General features: G+C 57.2%; 15 protein-coding genes. 4 read left to right on the forward strand and 11 right to left on the reverse strand.

All coding sequences use genetic code 11. The annotated features are described in order from the left end of the window. Positions 1-41: 41 nt before the first annotated feature. The 7 genes from fusA to IV109_RS14985 form a co-directional block, all read right to left on the reverse strand. Positions 42-2,144 carry an elongation factor G gene (gene fusA / locus IV109_RS14955; RefSeq protein WP_296698074.1) on the reverse strand — a complete coding sequence of 701 codons (2,103 nt, stop codon included), beginning with the start codon at positions 2,142-2,144 and terminating at the stop codon, positions 42-44. Between the two features lie 163 nt (positions 2,145-2,307). Further along, complete coding sequence (rpsG, locus tag IV109_RS14960) at positions 2,308-2,781, reverse strand: 30S ribosomal protein S7 (protein ID WP_114968651.1); 474 nt, start codon at positions 2,779-2,781, stop codon at positions 2,308-2,310. A gap of 153 nt (positions 2,782-2,934) precedes the next feature. Further along, a complete protein-coding gene (gene rpsL, locus IV109_RS14965) occupies positions 2,935-3,312 on the reverse strand; it encodes a 30S ribosomal protein S12 (RefSeq protein ID WP_142813793.1) in 378 nt (125 codons plus the stop codon). Between the two features lie 181 nt (positions 3,313-3,493). Continuing rightward, positions 3,494-4,678 carry a D-alanyl-D-alanine carboxypeptidase family protein gene (locus IV109_RS14970; protein ID WP_296698084.1) on the reverse strand — a complete coding sequence of 395 codons (1,185 nt, stop codon included), beginning with the start codon at positions 4,676-4,678 and terminating at the stop codon, positions 3,494-3,496. A 105-nt stretch (positions 4,679-4,783) separates the two neighbouring features. Beyond that, positions 4,784-5,143 (reverse strand): (2Fe-2S) ferredoxin domain-containing protein, encoded by a 360-nt coding sequence (locus IV109_RS14975; protein WP_296698557.1) that lies wholly within the window; start codon positions 5,141-5,143, stop codon positions 4,784-4,786. A 34-nt stretch (positions 5,144-5,177) separates the two neighbouring features. Further along, entirely contained in the window at positions 5,178-6,272 is a 1,095-nt protein-coding gene (locus tag IV109_RS14980; RefSeq protein ID WP_296698087.1) for a VanZ family protein, read from the reverse strand. A gap of 13 nt (positions 6,273-6,285) precedes the next feature. Further along, entirely contained in the window at positions 6,286-6,714 is a 429-nt protein-coding gene (locus IV109_RS14985) for a CopD family protein (RefSeq protein ID WP_296698090.1), read from the reverse strand. A gap of 214 nt (positions 6,715-6,928) precedes the next feature. On the opposite strand from IV109_RS14985, the gene hemB reads away from it, so the two are divergent. Together hemB and IV109_RS14995 are read left to right on the forward strand one after the other, a co-directional pair. Then, a complete protein-coding gene (gene hemB, locus IV109_RS14990; RefSeq protein WP_296698094.1) occupies positions 6,929-7,942 on the forward strand; it encodes a porphobilinogen synthase in 1,014 nt (337 codons plus the stop codon). Positions 7,943-8,013: 71 nt separating this feature from the next. Next, positions 8,014-9,135 carry a magnesium transporter CorA family protein gene (locus IV109_RS14995; protein WP_296698098.1) on the forward strand — a complete coding sequence of 374 codons (1,122 nt, stop codon included), beginning with the start codon at positions 8,014-8,016 and terminating at the stop codon, positions 9,133-9,135. Between the two features lie 8 nt (positions 9,136-9,143). Here IV109_RS14995 and IV109_RS15000 read toward each other — a convergent pair whose 3' ends face one another. Together IV109_RS15000 and IV109_RS15005 are read right to left on the reverse strand one after the other, a co-directional pair. Continuing rightward, positions 9,144-9,833: a dienelactone hydrolase family protein gene (locus IV109_RS15000; RefSeq protein ID WP_296698101.1), complete on the reverse strand. Its 690-nt coding sequence runs from the start codon at positions 9,831-9,833 to the stop codon at positions 9,144-9,146. A gap of 23 nt (positions 9,834-9,856) precedes the next feature. Continuing rightward, a complete protein-coding gene (locus IV109_RS15005) occupies positions 9,857-10,459 on the reverse strand; it encodes a 2-hydroxychromene-2-carboxylate isomerase (protein WP_296698103.1) in 603 nt (200 codons plus the stop codon). A gap of 98 nt (positions 10,460-10,557) precedes the next feature. Between IV109_RS15005 and IV109_RS15010 the strand changes: the two genes are divergently transcribed. Then, positions 10,558-11,304 (forward strand): SDR family oxidoreductase, encoded by a 747-nt coding sequence (locus tag IV109_RS15010; protein WP_296698106.1) that lies wholly within the window; start codon positions 10,558-10,560, stop codon positions 11,302-11,304. Between the two features lie 12 nt (positions 11,305-11,316). Here the strand turns inward: IV109_RS15010 and IV109_RS15015 are convergent, their stop codons facing one another. After that, positions 11,317-12,582, reverse strand: coding sequence for a serine protease (locus tag IV109_RS15015; protein WP_296698109.1), 1,266 nt, complete (start codon positions 12,580-12,582; stop codon positions 11,317-11,319). A 3-nt stretch (positions 12,583-12,585) separates the two neighbouring features. Beyond that, complete coding sequence (locus IV109_RS15020) at positions 12,586-13,182, reverse strand: DUF2846 domain-containing protein (RefSeq protein WP_296698113.1); 597 nt, start codon at positions 13,180-13,182, stop codon at positions 12,586-12,588. A gap of 75 nt (positions 13,183-13,257) precedes the next feature. Between IV109_RS15020 and IV109_RS15025 the strand changes: the two genes are divergently transcribed. Continuing rightward, positions 13,258-13,878: a MarC family protein gene (locus IV109_RS15025; protein WP_296698116.1), complete on the forward strand. Its 621-nt coding sequence runs from the start codon at positions 13,258-13,260 to the stop codon at positions 13,876-13,878. Positions 13,879-13,886 lie beyond the last annotated feature (8 nt).

Genomic DNA, 13,886 nt, shown 5'->3' on the forward strand with positions numbered 1-13,886 from the left:
CGCACGGGAACAGGGCGGCACACCGTCGCAGACAACAAAAATTATTTGGCGCGAGCTGCCATGATGGCTTCAGACACGTTACGCGGAGCTTCCGAGTAGTGCTTGAATTCCATCGTGTAAGTTGCACGACCCTGCGACATGGAACGCAATGTGGTGGAGTAACCGAACATTTCCGACAAAGGAACTTCCGCCTTGATGGCTTTACCGCCACCCACCATGTCTTCCATACCCTGCACCATGCCGCGACGCGAGGACAGATCGCCCATCACGTTGCCGGCGTAGTCCTCGGGCGTCTCGACTTCAACAGCCATCATCGGCTCAAGGATCACGGGGCTGGCTTTACGGCAGCCTTCCTTGAAACCAAAGATTGCAGCCATCTTGAACGCCAACTCATTGGAGTCCACATCGTGGTAAGAACCGAAATGCAAGGTCACCTTGACATCCACCACGGGGTAGCCAGCCATCACGCCCTGCGTGACCGCCTCGTTGATACCCTTCTCCACCGCAGGAATGTATTCGCGAGGAACGACACCACCCTTGATCGCGTCAACAAACTCAATGCCCTTGCCCGGCTCATTGGGTTCAATCTTGAGCACGACGTGACCGTACTGACCCTTACCACCTGACTGGCGAACGAATTTGCCTTCAGCGTCTTCAACCGTCTTGCGAATGGTTTCGCGGTAAGCCACCTGGGGCTTGCCGACGTTGGCTTCCACGCCAAACTCACGCTTCATACGGTCAACAATAATTTCCAAGTGCAACTCACCCATACCCGCGATCAGGGTTTGGCCGGACTCTTCGTCGGTCTTGACACGGAAAGAAGGATCTTCCTGAGCCAGACGCTGCAGGGCAATACCCATTTTTTCCTGGTCGACCTTGGTCTTGGGTTCCACAGCCTGTGTGATCACCGGCTCAGGGAACACCATGCGCTCCAGCATGACGATGGCAGACGGATCACACAGCGTTTCACCGGTGGTAACGTCCTTCAAACCAACGCAGGCAGCGATATCGCCCGCGCGAATTTCACTGACTTCCTCGCGGTTATTCGCGTGCATTTGCACAATACGACCAATACGCTCTTTCTTGCCGCGAATCGGGTTGTAAACGCTGTCACCTTTTTGCAGCACGCCTGAATAAACGCGCACAAAGGTCAACTGACCGACGAACGGGTCCGTCATCAGCTTGAATGCGAGTGCAGAAAATTTCTCGCTGTCATCGGCTTGACGCACAACGGGCTTTTCATCTTCGTCCATGCCATTCACAGGAGGAATGTCCACAGGCGACGGCATGAATTCAATCACGGCATCCAGCATACGCTGCACACCCTTGTTCTTGAACGCAGAGCCGCAGTACATCGGCTGGATTTCGCTGGCAATGGTACGAGTACGGATACCGAATTTGATCTCGGCTTCCGTCAACTCACCCTCTTCCAGGTACTTGTTCATGAGTTCTTCAGAGGCTTCAGCAGCGGCTTCAACCATCTTCTCGCGCCACTCTTTAGCCAACTCCACGAGTTCAGCAGGAATGTCACGGTAGTCGAACTTCATGCCTTGCGAAGCCTCATCCCAGATGATGGCCTTCATTTTGATCAGGTCAACGACGCCAGTGAAGTTTTCCTCAGCACCAATTGGAATCACCATCGGCACAGGGCTGGCCTTCAGGCGCAGTTTCATCTGGTCCACGACTTTGAAGAAGTTGGCACCGGTACGGTCCATCTTGTTCACAAAGGCCAAGCGCGGCACTTTGTATTTGTTCGCCTGACGCCAAACGGTTTCCGACTGAGGCTGCACGCCGCCCACAGCACAGTAAACCATACAGGCGCCGTCCAGCACGCGCATCGAGCGCTCTACTTCAATCGTGAAGTCAACGTGTCCAGGGGTATCAATGATGTTGATGCGGTGCTCAGGCAGGGACGTGTCCATTCCCTTCCAGAAACAGGTGGTGGCCGCAGAGGTAATCGTGATGCCACGCTCCTGCTCTTGCTCCATCCAGTCCATGGTGGCAGCGCCATCATGCACTTCACCAATCTTGTGGTTCACACCGGTATAAAAAAGAATACGCTCGGTCGTGGTAGTTTTACCGGCGTCAATGTGAGCCGAAATACCGATATTGCGGTAACGCTCAATGGGAGTATGGCGAGCCATGATGGATCCTTGGTTGATCTGTAAATTTCAAACTACGACGCCGCGGAGGCTTGTGACCCCAGCGGCGTAGCGAGCAATGTTTAGGCTAGGCGCATGGGCGCGGCCAGTGCTATTAGCACGGCAAGCCCATGCAAGGACGCATAAACGTTGCGCAGTAGCCGCCTTAGAAGCGGAAGTGGGAGAAAGCCTTGTTGGCTTCAGCCATGCGGTGAACTTCATCACGCTTTTTCATGGCGCCGCCACGGCCTTCGGTGGCTTCCATCAGCTCATTGGCCAAACGCAGGGCCATGGACTTTTCGCCACGCTTGCGAGCGGCTTCCTTGATCCAGCGCATGGACAAAGCCAGGCGACGAACGGGACGCACTTCAACAGGAACCTGGTAGTTGGCGCCGCCGACACGGCGGGATTTCACCTCAACCATTGGCTTGACATTGTTGATAGCCATGGTAAAGGCTTCAACCGGGTCTTTACCCGGATTCTTCTTTTCGATCTGCTCCAGAGCACCATAAATAATGCGCTCAGCAACCGCTTTTTTGCCGCCTTCCATGATCACGTTCATGAATTTGGACAGCTCTACATTGCCGAACTTAGGATCCGGCAGGATTTCACGTTTAGGGACTTCGCGACGACGTGGCATTTTTTCACCTCTTTGCTTCAGTTGGCGTTTTTTCAAACACCGGGAGAGTTAATCAATAAGACTCTCACTTACTCGACCCAGACAGCGGGTCACTACGCTCATTTACCGCGCCACGCAGCAAACAAACACCTGTTATTCAAACGAACCAGCAGCTTACTTAGCCTTTGGACGCTTTGCACCGTATTTGGAACGCGACTGCTTGCGATCTTTCACGCCCTGCAGGTCAAGCGAACCACGAACGATGTGGTAACGCACACCGGGCAAATCCTTGACACGACCGCCACGAACCAGCACCACGCTGTGTTCCTGCAGGTTGTGGCCTTCACCGCCGATGTAGGAGATCACCTCAAAACCGTTGGTCAAGCGCACTTTGGCAACTTTACGCAGAGCGGAGTTAGGCTTTTTAGGCGTTGTGGTGTACACACGGGTGCACACACCACGACGCTGTGGAGAGTTTTGCATCGCAGGGCTCTTGGACTTGATCGTTTCGACCTCGCGCCCCTGACGTACTAGCTGATTGATGGTTGGCACTTAAGCCTCCTAAGAAAAAAACGTCCCTAAACGTTTATAAAACTACGAAAACGTGAATCCCTTCGGAATTTCCGAAAAGCCTTCAACTATAGCAGGACAAGGGTTTGCCTGCAATCCTCTTTTCACACCCATACACAATTTGATTTGTTTGCGTGCGCTTACTATCGAAAATACAATGGAACTACTTGATCCACAAACGAATGGCATCCCAGGCGCGTCCGAGCACACCTGCCTGCTCCACGCCCTCCAGGGCAAGCAAAGGCACATCAAGCAATGCGCGCTCGCCACTGCTAACCTTCAGGACGGCGATCTGCTGACCCTTCACAAAGGGGGCTACCAGCGGGTCCGGGCGAACTATCTGGGTTTTGATCTGACCCGCGCTGCCAGCGGGCACAGCCACCACAATCGCCTGCGGGCGACCCAGCTTGACCGTAGCCTCCTTGCCCTTCCAGACCGTTGGCGATACAACCGGTTGATTGGCATCAAACAGCTTGACCGCTTCGTACGCGGTGTAACCCCAGTTCAAAAGCTTCTGGGACTCGTTGGCACGTGAATTTTCGCTGGCCGCACCCAACACGATGGAGAGGAGGCGCCGGCTTCCGGTTGCGCCTGGCGAACCCGGGGCAGCACCAGGGGTGCCCAGGCTGACAATATCACGCTTTGCCGTGGCGATGAGGCAGTAGCCCGCAGCGTCCGTATGGCCGGTTTTCAAACCGTCGACAGATGGGTCGCGAAACAAGAGGAGATTTCGATTGCTGTCATTGGCTGCCGGGGTACCCGCATAGCGGTATTTTTTGATAGCGTAATAGGCCACGTAATCAGGAAAGTCACGCATCAGGCGGACAGACAGTATACTGAGGTCGCGCGCCGTGGTCGTGTGGCCGGCCTCCGTCAAACCTTCGGGGTTTTTGTAGCTGGTGGACTTCATGCCCAGTGCCTTGGCCTGCTCATTCATGAGTTGCACAAAGCGCTCGACGGTGCCGCCAACACCTTCGGCCAGCGCCATGGTGGCATCGTTACCACTCTGCACAATCATCCCTTTGATAAGGTCTTCGACCGGCACCATCATCTTGGGATCGATAAACATGCGCGAACCCGGCATTTTCCAGGCACGCTCGCTCACAGGCAGCGTCTGTTGGATGTCGATTTTTTTGCTGCGCAAAGCATCAAACACCAGATAGGCGGTCATCAGCTTGGTCAGAGACGCTTGTTCCACAGGTACATCAATGTCCTTTTCCGCAAGCAACTGATTGGCCGTGACATCAAACAAAAGGTAGGAACGAGCCGCGATTTCGGGCGGCTGCAGCGTTTGGGCAACAACCGGAAGACACAGGGCGGCAAAGAGAGCGAGGAGAAATTTTTTCATCGGGAAGAAGACCGCTGGACAGCGGACAAGAAATAATTGAGCGACTATGGGCTGTCGCATGGACAGCCCATAGCCTGATTTTAAAAGGACCGTGAGAAAAGAGGCTTACCGACCCAAGGTTGGCGGTGTACGCAAGCGCTCCACCACTTGACCATTTTTCAGGTGCGACTCCACGATTTCGTCGATGTCATGATCGTCCACATAGGTGTACCACACGGCTTCGGGGTAAACCACAGCTACCGGGCCGGCTGCACAGCGATCCAGGCAGCCTGCCTTGTTGACCCGAACCTTGCCGGGGCCAGCCAGGCCAGCAGCCTTGATCTGAATCTTGCAGCGATCAAATCCCGCCTGCGCCCGATGCTGAGCACAGCACTCCTCGCCATTTTTCCGCTCATTGAGGCAGAAGAAGATATGGCGCTCGTAATAGGATTTTTCTGGCGCGGCATGAATGCCGCTGCCCGCCATTGCGTCAGGTTTGTTTTCAGTCATACAGGCGATTCTAGTTTTTCACCTCGGGGCCCCAAACCTGACTCAGCACATAGACCAGCGCGGCGTAGGGCCAGAGCCATCCAAGCCATTGCACCAATCCATGGAAACGGATGAACTGACCTTGCTCCCATGTGGACAGGGTTTGCGCAAAGTAGGGGTTGGCCGGCGCCTGGTTCAGCAAGCTGAGATAGACCCCCAAAACCAGCAACACCAGTGCCGCGCTGGCACGTCTGGGTAGCCAGAGCAGCAAGATCACCAGCACCAACGCCGCGACCATGCCAACTTTGACCGGCAAGCCAAACCATGCCCATGCGTGCTCAGGACCATAACTCAATGCGGCAGACAACGCGGTGACAGCAGTGCCAAGGATAAATATCACCATCACAAATAGCGTTCGGCGCATGACCGAACGGATGATGCAAAAGCCCAGCAGGCATGGGATCAGCACGCCCAGCATGACGCAGACCAGTTCAGCACCCGGCACCAGAGGTTGCAGTTCAATATCGCGCACAGGCAGCCAATCCAGGAAGGGCGTGTCGTGCAAGACATCTGCCAAAGCCGCTTCCAGCCGCTCCAGGACCTGACCCAACCCGAAAGGCACAGCTGCGGGGAATAACAAAGCCAGTGGCCACAAGGCCAGCAGTACCAGGCCGCCCCGTGCGTCAGAAACAAACCAGCGCGCACGAAAGCGACTCCAACGATCCAGCACGCCCAACCTCTCCATCGCCCAGGCCCATAGCGCGCCCAACCACGCCCCCATGACATTGAACGCAAGATCCGCATTGGAGGGCACACGGACAGGCAGATAGCTTTGGAGTGATTCCATGGTCAACGACAAAAGCCCCGCGGCCAGCGTCGCCAGTACGATGGCGTAACGGTCATTGCCAGTGCGAAGCGCACTGAGAACCAACAAAAACCCCAGCGGCACATAGCCCACCACATTGGATGCGACATCAAAACCGGTCCAGTATTTGGGCAGGGGACTACTCAGAAAAGCCCACGGCACGATGCCCTGGTAACGCCAGTCGGCAAAGGGGTACAGGCTGGCGTAGACGATCAGCCCGGTATAGATCAGTGCCAGGGGCCAGGCTGAAGTCTTGTGCATGCGAGCCAGCCCGTCAGAACGGCTTGACCACCACCAGAATTACCGCCAGCAGCAACAGCAGAACCGGAACCTCATTGAACCAGCGGTACCAGACGTGGCTGTGCCGACTGTCACCACGCACAAATGATCTCAGCATTGCACCGCAGGCATGGTGGTAACCCAAAGCTAGGATAACAACCAACAGCTTGGCATGCAGCCATCCGTTGCCCGGACCTCGTCCAATGCCGTAGCCAAGCCACAGCCAGAGTCCCAAAACAAGAGCGGGCACGGCCAGGATGGTGGTGAAACGCATCAGCTTGCGCGCCATCAGCAGCAGCCGCTCACGTTCCGCCACCGATTGCGGCGGCACCATGGCCAGATTGACAAAAATGCGCGGCAGGTAGAACAGGCCGGCAAACCAACTGGCGACGAAAACGATGTGGAAGGATTTGACCCAGAGCATGCGCGCAGTCTAAGTCAAAAAAAACCCCAGCACGAGGGCTGGGGTGGTAAGCCTATTTGCTGTCACACATCAAGGCCCCGCTCAGGGAGGTAAAGCGGGGAGCAGCGAACTGCCCGTGTGTAATTTAGCAAAAATAGAGCCCAGTTTCAAGTTTTTGAACGAAATATTTATTATGTTGCATAACCAGAACCCATCCCCCGGTACACTTTTCTCCATGACACACCATGCCCCTTATCCCTTCGGCCGGCCACGCCGCTTGCGACGCGATACGTTCACACGCAACCTGGTCCGTGAGAACGCACTGAGCACCCATGACCTGATTTATCCGGTCTTTGTTGTTGACGGAAAGCAACACCGGGAAGCCATCAGGTCGATGCCCGGCGTGGAGCGTCTGAGCCTGGATCTGCTGCTGCCAGTGGCAGAAGATTGCGTCAAGCTGGGCATTCCCGTCATGGCCCTGTTTCCGGTCATCGATCCGGCGCTCAAGACCCCCGACGGACGCGAGGCCCTGAACCCGGACGGTCTTGTTCCCCGCGTGGTCCAGGCATTGAAAAGGGAGTTTCCCGAACTTGGCGTGATGACCGACGTGGCCCTGGACCCCTTCACCAGCCACGGGCAGGACGGCCTGCCGGACCCCAACCCGACGGCAAACGGCTACATCATGAACGATGAAACCATTGAAGTCCTGGTGAAGCAGGCGCTTACGCAAGCAGCCGCCGGCGTGGACATTGTGGCTCCCAGCGACATGATGGATGGCCGCATTGGCGCCATTCGTCAGGCTCTGGAAACCAATCGCTTCATCCACACCCGCATCATGGCCTACAGCGCCAAGTACGCGAGCGCCTTTTATGGCCCGTTTCGGGATGCCGTAGGCTCAGCCGCCAATCTCGGCAAGAGCAACAAGAAGGAATACCAGATGGACCCGGGCAATTCCGACGAGGCCCTGCGCGAAGTGGCACTGGACATCGCCGAAGGTGCTGACATGGTGATGGTCAAGCCCGGCATGCCTTATCTGGACATTGTGCGTCGCGTCAAAGATGAATTCAAGGTACCCACCTTTGCCTATCAGGTCAGTGGCGAGTACGCCATGCTCAAGGCGGCAGCCCTCAATGGCTGGCTCGACCATGATGCGGTCATGATGGAAAGCCTGCTGGCTTTCAAGCGCGCCGGGGCCGACGGCGTGCTGACCTACTTTGCACGGGATGCCGCCCGATTACTACAAAAATGATAGCATATCGCCCTGAATCGACGAGGGCCAAACCTATTTTTCGTCCCTAAACTGGTGAAAAGAAACAAGCCATGCGCATTTTCACCATCAATGGGGTGAACGTCACCGAGACCGACGACTTGGCGACCCTGCTCACAGCAGGACCACCGGAGCAGGGCGTTTTGTGGATTGCCTGCGCGCGCCGGGAGTTTGAAGTGATGCAGGCGCAAATTCAGTCTGCATTGCAGACCCTGTGTGGCATGCAGTTGGTCGACTTGCATATTTCCGATCTGCTGAATAACCAGTTGCCATCGCACTACGACTACACATCTCAATACGATGTGCTGGTGTTTCGCCGGCTGGCCGCGGGCGGCACCGAGACCGATCTTTCAGAACCTGGCACGCCACTGCGCCATCGACCCACGCGCGGCGGCCCGCCTATCCTGAGGCGTATCGACACCAGCCCGGTCGGGTTTGCCGTGTTCGATCAAATCCTGCTGACCGTGCACCCTACTGACTGCGCGGTACGAGATGCCTATGCTTCCAAATTGATCAATGCCGCATCGGTGGAATCACGCGCCGCCGGCACTCGCCTGCCAAACAGCCCGGCGGACCTGATGTTGCGCATCATCAACCAGATGGTGGATGGCTTTCTGGAGCTTCGCCGCGAACTGACCCATCAGCTTGACCACTGGCAGACCGAATTGCTGAATCCCAAAACCAGATTCAACAACTGGGGTTCTCTGCTGGACGCCCGGCTGTCGCTGCACCACCTGGATGAAATCTGCGAGGACCAGCGTGCAGCCCTGCAAGACTGGATCGAGGCCATCAAAACCTGGCCTGACGCCAGCACGCCGGCCGGGCAGCGTGACCGCGACCTGCTGCACGTACGCAGCCGCGACGTACTGGAGCACATTGAGCGCGTGGTTCACCACGTACGCCGCTTGGAACAAAGTGCCGAAACAGCGGTTCAGATGCACTTCAATGCCCAGAGCCACCGCACCAACGAGATCATGCGCACACTCACCGTGCTCACTGCCATCTTCCTGCCCCTGAACCTGATCGCCGGCATCTTCGGCATGAACTTCGAGTTCATTCCCTTGCTTCATCGTTCCAACGGTTTTTGGCTGGCCATGATTCTGATGGGACTGACAGCACTGGGTCTGGTGATTTTTTTCTGGCGAAAACACTACCTGGAACGCTCCAGCCGCTGAACCGGCCGTCAGGCCAGATGCTTGGCAAAAAAGGACAAGGTGCGCTGACGCGCCAATGCCGCCGCGGAAGCTTCATAGGCACCACGATGGTCGCAATTGAAGCCATGACCCGCCGCGTAGATGTTCACCTCGACCGTTGACTGTGCTTGCGCCTGCTGGAATGCCTTGACGCCATCCATGGGGATGGACTGATCGTTGTCGCCAAAATGCACCAGCACAGGACACTTTGGCTTGCGGGCCAGCTCGGTCGCACTGGTCATGCCACCACCGTAATAGGGCACCGCTGCACTGATGCCTGACAGCAGCGAAGCGGCGCGCCACGTCAGCAATCCACCCCAGCAATAGCCCACCACGCCCACCTTGCCAAAACTGGACGCATGGTCAATTGCAGCCTGAATATCGGGCATCACACCAGGCGCTGGCAGCCCCTCCACCGCCGCCTTCAAGGTAACACCCGCCGCAATGTCGTCTGCGGTGTAGCCCAGTTCGACATGGGCTTTCACCCGGTGAAAGGTCGCTGGCGCCAGCGCCAGATAACCGTCTGCCGCAAAGCCTTCAGCGATCGCGCGAATGTGCGCGTTGACACCAAAAATTTCCTGGAGCACGACCACCGCCCCTTTGACTGGCCCGCTTGGTCGGGCCTCATAGGCGGGAAATTTGAAGCCGTCAGCGGCGGTCAACTCAATGAAGGAAGCCATTTGTGTACCTTTCGTATAGGTGTTCAGTCTGCCTGGAGCGCGCGCTCCACGAAGTCAAGCCGGTCCTGCCCCCAGAATATTTCACCATCAATGCAGTAGCTGGGCGCACCGAATACGCCCGCCACAATGGCGGCCTGGGTGTTGGCCTCATATCGGTCCAGCACCGCTTGGCCGCGCGACTGCGCCAGTCGTTCGACCGGCAAGCCGCACTCGGTCAGCAATTCAGCCAGCGTCTGCGCGCTGGCAATGTCGCGCTCCTGCACCCACACGGCGGCAAACACCGCGCCACTCAAACGCATGGCAGCCTCGGCACCGTCGTGCAGATCCACCGCCACGATCAGTTTGCCCGCATCGTCAGAGCTCACCGGAAAATAGCGGGGCTGCACAACCAAAGGGACGTGCAAAGCATCGCGAAATCGGGTCAACTCAAGAAGACGGTAGGCTCGGCGCTGCGGCGCGCGCTTGGGCAGCGGCAGACCACCGGACATCGCAAAGACTTTGCCGAAATCCGCAGGCAGCACGCGGATCACCGCATGCGATGCCTTGGCGATGGCGGCCAAACGGGCATGTCCGAAATAGGCCCACGGGCTTTGCGGGGCAAAGTAGTAATCCACCACCTTGTTCAATTCATCTCCTTCTTGGTATTTTTCTGAAGCTGCGGCTAACATGGCACGACGCGAATCTTTGTTTGTACCCCAAATCCTCCAAACCCGCAGGAGTCACCTTGAACCCCATTCTCTTGATCACCGGTGCCTCACGCGGCATTGGCGCAGCCACTGCCCTGCTGGCCGCACAAAAAGGCTATGCCGTGGCGGTGAACTACACCGCCAACTCCCTGGCTGCCGACGAGGTGGTGCGACAAATCCGGGCGACCGGCGGCAACGCGATCACCGTGCAAGCCGACGTGGGCGTGGAGGCGCAGGTGATAGCCATGTTTGAAAGGATCGACGCCAAGCTGGGACGGCTCGCCGCGCTGGTCAACAACGCGGGCGTGGTGGATGTGGCGGCGCGCGTCGATGAGATGAGCGGGGAACGGCTGCGGCGCATGTTCGACATCAACGTGCTGGGCAGCTTCTGGTGTGCACGGGAAGCCATCCAGCGCATGAGCACCCGCCATGGCGGATCGGGTGGCGCCATCGTCAATGTTTCCAGCGTGGCCGCACGCCTGGGTGGCGCAGGCCAGTACGTCGACTATGCCGCCAGCAAAGGGGCGATTGACACCTTCACGGCCGGATTGGCCAGGGAAGTGGCCACGGAGGGTATCCGGGTGAATGCGGTGCGACCCGGAATCATTGAAACCGAGATCCATGCATCCGGCGGCCAGCCCGACCGGGTGCGCCAGATGGCACCCCTGGTGCCCATGCAACGCGCTGGCAGTGCGCTGGAAGTAGCCCAGGCGATCATGTGGCTGCTGTCTGATGCATCGAGCTACACGACGGGGACGTTGCTGGATGTGGCGGGTGGGCGGTAGCCCGCCTGGGGTCTATCTGTCGTATCGCTCCAGAATCACTTCTTCGTCAATTCTGGCAATCCCGCTCATATTTGCCCCAGGACTGCTCGCAGAGAACTTCACAATTCGATTGATCGATGGAGCGAACCAGGCCACGGCCTCATAGGCTGTGGATGCCAGGGCTCGTGGATGACTGATGCGATACCCCGAAAAACGAAAGACCTGGACATCAAATTGACCCGCCGGGGTCGTGATTTTCGAATCGCCAGAATAGACTCCTTTGAGATCGAGTCGATATGACTCCATCGCTGCATCGACTGACCAAGATCGTGCAGCCACGTTTTCACCATGAATCCAGCCGCCAATGACATTCACCGCATCAAGTTCGGACAACAATCGATCCTGTGCGCGTACCACGCGTCCACTGGGATTCTCTACCCGGCGCCCTCCATTGAAAACGATGCTGTCACCATCGATACGGTCGACCCGAAGCTCAACCGGTTGTCGCAGGTTTGTGGTCCGATCCACCACCAAATAGGTCCACATCTGACCAGGGAAATAGTTGCCTTGTCGTGGCCCCGGCTGACCCGTCGCTGCGACTCTGTTTCCACCAGCAGATCGCTTCGCCAACGCTTCCTTGGCCCGGGCGGGTACTTCACTGAGCCAATCTGCGGGGATTGCAAAATTAAGGTTCTGTGAATCCCTGAACATGGAAGTGGTGATGCCCACCAAACGACCTTGTCCATCGAACAGGCCACCACCGCTTGAGCCAGGAGAAATTGGCGCCGTAGTCTGCACACGCACAACCGTCTTGTCGTCCTCGCCCTTGCGCAGACCCGAAATCATCCCGTCGCTGAACGTAATCTCCAGCCCGCGTGGATTGCCAATGGCGTAGACCTTCTGCCCGACACGCAAGTTGGCTGTTGCCGCCATTTCAACCGCGGGGGCCGTGAAATTCTTGACCTGTATCTGGCACAGATCGCGCTCCACATCCGCGTAGGCCAAACTTGCGCCAAACAGGACATTGTCCTGCTTGATCACGAAGCCCTTGGCTTTGGCCAGAACATGGCAATTCGTAATCAGCGTTCCCGGCCCGATCACAACGGCACTTCCCTGCCCCAATCGCTTTTCAGCACCGTCATATGTGGCAACCACCCAAATGCTGGGTGATATCTTTGCAAACAATTTGTCCGGCTCCATGCTCTGCGCACACACCATGCCGCTGAACAGGGTGCTGATGCACAGCCCCAGGAGCTTCACGGATGACCGGCGAACTTTCGCGAATTGCTGGTAATTCATGGATTATTGAGCCTTCGGTAACAACGCGTCGAGGTCATCCAGCGTGAGGTCCTGGGCCGCCTCATTGGATCGTGCCTTGCCCTTTGAATCAGACGAAGGGGGGATGATGGGCAGTCGACCTGTGCCCGGTGATCCATTTGCCGGGACTGCAGGTCCGGTGTAACTCAGGCCCGCCATCGCTGGCCGAGCCTCCCGCCCATGCACCAGCGTGAACTGAATACGCCCGACCATCAAACCCATCGTGATGGCGGAGCGCACATACCAGACTTCGCCTTCGCGCAATTCAAATGAAATGGTGCTGCTTGCCTCGGTTTGTGCTGTGATCTCGACCGTGCCGCCTGCGACGTCCGCGTAGAAAAAGCCCCCGGGCTTGGATTCACCAACAGGACTGCCATTGAGATAAATTTTTGGCTGAATCGCAGCGCCCAACATGGAGCTTTCCCGGTAAAAGAAAATCCTGCCTTTGGCGGGTGGCACAGTTGCCAGCTGCTGCTCCATTTCCGCATGTTTCGGACCGGTGGCGGCACAGCCCGACAAGATGAGGACTAGACTCGCCATGAGCAGCGCAAATGCGCCAGGAATTCGGAATTTTTGAAGCACCAAATGTCTCCTCAATCGTTTCAGCGTTTTGTTTCATAAGTGTAACTGCCGACTTCAGCCTCGTAGAAAGCATCCATGGACTTCAAACCGCTCGTCACCCTGCTGGCCATCGTCAACCCACTGGCGATCGTGCCGTTTTTCATTCACTACACGCAGGACTTCACGCGGGAGCAGCGTCGACGCACAATCTGGATTTCATCGTTCAGTGCCTTTGTGGTGATTGCCATCAGCGCCCTGATGGGCTTGCACATTCTCAAGTTCTTTGGCATCTCTCTGGCAAGTTTTCAGGTCGGCGGAGGAATGCTGCTGCTCACCTCGGCGCTGGCCATGCTCAACGCGCAGCCGGCGGAGGCCAAGTCCAATGAAGAAGAGATGCACGATGCCGCCGCCCGTGCCAGCATTGCAGTGGTGCCGCTGACCATTCCCTTGCTGACCGGCCCGGCCACCATGTCCACCGTGGTGATTTATGCCGACAAGGCCAACTCGATTTTGCAGTTGGGCACCCTGGTTGGCTATGGTGTCGTGATCGCCTTGGCCACTGCGCTGTGTTTTTCGCTGGCGCAGCCGATTGCCCGCGGCTTGGGTAAAACCGGCATCAACGTGATGACGCGCCTGATGGGTTTGATTCTGGCCGCGCTCGCGGTCGAAGTGATGTCCGATGGCTTGGTCAAGCTATTCCCCATACTGGGAAAATAGCCCGCCAG

The sequence above is a fragment of the Rhodoferax sp. genome (assembly GCF_018780565.1).
Classification (GTDB): Bacteria; Pseudomonadota; Gammaproteobacteria; order Burkholderiales; family Burkholderiaceae_C; genus Rhodoferax.

Excerpts from the sequence above, each read along its gene's own strand:
- fusA (WP_296698074.1), bottom strand. The coding sequence starts at position 2,144 with ATGGCTCGCCATACTCCCATTGAGCGTTACCGCAATATCGGTATTTCG.
- rpsG (WP_114968651.1), bottom strand. The coding sequence starts at position 2,781 with ATGCCACGTCGTCGCGAAGTCCCTAAACGTGAAATCCTGCCGGATCCT.
- IV109_RS14970 (WP_296698084.1), bottom strand. The coding sequence starts at position 4,678 with ATGAAAAAATTTCTCCTCGCTCTCTTTGCCGCCCTGTGTCTTCCGGTT.
- IV109_RS14975 (WP_296698557.1), bottom strand. The coding sequence starts at position 5,143 with ATGGCGGGCAGCGGCATTCATGCCGCGCCAGAAAAATCCTATTACGAG.
- IV109_RS14980 (WP_296698087.1), bottom strand. The coding sequence starts at position 6,272 with ATGCACAAGACTTCAGCCTGGCCCCTGGCACTGATCTATACCGGGCTG.
- IV109_RS14985 (WP_296698090.1), bottom strand. The coding sequence starts at position 6,714 with ATGCTCTGGGTCAAATCCTTCCACATCGTTTTCGTCGCCAGTTGGTTT.
- hemB (WP_296698094.1), top strand. The coding sequence starts at position 6,929 with ATGACACACCATGCCCCTTATCCCTTCGGCCGGCCACGCCGCTTGCGA.
- IV109_RS14995 (WP_296698098.1), top strand. The coding sequence starts at position 8,014 with ATGCGCATTTTCACCATCAATGGGGTGAACGTCACCGAGACCGACGAC.
- IV109_RS15000 (WP_296698101.1), bottom strand. The coding sequence starts at position 9,833 with ATGGCTTCCTTCATTGAGTTGACCGCCGCTGACGGCTTCAAATTTCCC.
- IV109_RS15015 (WP_296698109.1), bottom strand. The coding sequence starts at position 12,582 with ATGAATTACCAGCAATTCGCGAAAGTTCGCCGGTCATCCGTGAAGCTC.
- IV109_RS15025 (WP_296698116.1), top strand. The coding sequence starts at position 13,258 with ATGGACTTCAAACCGCTCGTCACCCTGCTGGCCATCGTCAACCCACTG.